The sequence below is a fragment of the Methylobacterium sp. A54F genome (assembly GCF_053346035.1).
Genome location: NZ_JBKFBF010000037.1, coordinates 1 through 1137, shown reverse-complemented (window position 1 = coordinate 1137; position 1137 = coordinate 1). Strand labels below are relative to the sequence as shown.

Here is a 1137-nt window from a genome sequence, read left to right as displayed (position 1 = left end):
GGCTGCTCGGTGCTGCCGGCCTCGGGTCCGACGGCGCGCGCGGTCGAGGCCGGGGCTGCGGTGGCGACGTCGGAGGGGGTGCTGGCGCGCTACGAGATCGTGGACATCAACGCGGCCACCGTCGAGGCGCTGCGGGCCCGGCCGCTCGACAGCCTGCTGGCCTCCTTCGGCGACCGCCGCCCCTCGGTGGAGCCCACCATCGGCATCGGCGACTTCGTGGCCGTCTCGATCTGGGAGGCCGGCTCGGGCGGGCTGTTCTCCGGCCCGCTGATCGCCGACCGCTTCTCGGCCGGCTCGAAGTCCGCCCTGATCCCCGAGCAGGCGGTGGGCCGCGACGGGGCGATCTCGGTGCCCTATGCCGGGCGCATCCCGGTGGCGGGCCGCCGCCCCCAGGACGTGCAGGCGCTGATCGAGACGGAGCTGGCCGGCAAGGCGATCCAGCCGCAGGTGCTGGTCTCGGTGACCAAGCCGGTCTCGCAGGCCGTCACGATCACCGGCGAGGTCGCCAACGGCGCCCGCCTGCCGCTCTCGGGCAAGGGCGACCGCATCCTCGACGTGATCGCCTCGGCGGGCGGGGTGCGCGCGCCGGTGGCCGAGACCTTCGTGCGGCTCTCGCGCGGCAACCAGACCGCCACGGTGCCGATGACCACGATCGTCTCGAACCCGCGCGAGAACATCTTCCTGCGCCCGAGCGACGTGCTGACGCTGGTGCGCGATCCCCAGACCTTCCTGGCGGTGGGCGCGCTCGGCAACGCCACCGAGCTGCCGTTCCAGGCGGAGGGCATCACGCTCGCCCAGGCGCTCGCCAAGGCGCGGGGCCTGTCGGACTTCCAGGCGGATCCGGGGGGCACCTTCGTGTTCCGGTTCGAGCCGGCCAGCGTGGTGCGCCGCCTGCGGCCCGGCTCGCCGCTGCTCGGCACGCCGCTGGTGCCGGTGGTCTACCGCATCGACATGCGCGACCCCAACAGCCTGTTCACCAGCCAGGGCTTCCGCATGCGCAACCGCGACCTGGTCTACGTCTCCAACGCCCCCTTCACCGAGGTCCAGAAGATCCTCGGCGTCGTCGCCGCCGTCACCGGACCGGCCTCCAGCGCCGCGATCGCCTACCAGTACACAAAGTAGGCCGCCGCCCCGGTC

1 protein-coding gene is annotated in these 1137 nt (G+C 73.5%); it reads left to right on the top strand.

Annotated elements, in window-relative coordinates; all coding sequences use genetic code 11:
- The coding region (locus ACLBXP_RS25205; RefSeq protein ID WP_447670581.1) for a polysaccharide biosynthesis/export family protein at nucleotides 1-1122 on the top strand (1122 nt) is incomplete at its 5' end.
- Nucleotides 1123-1137: the final 15 nt, after the last annotated feature.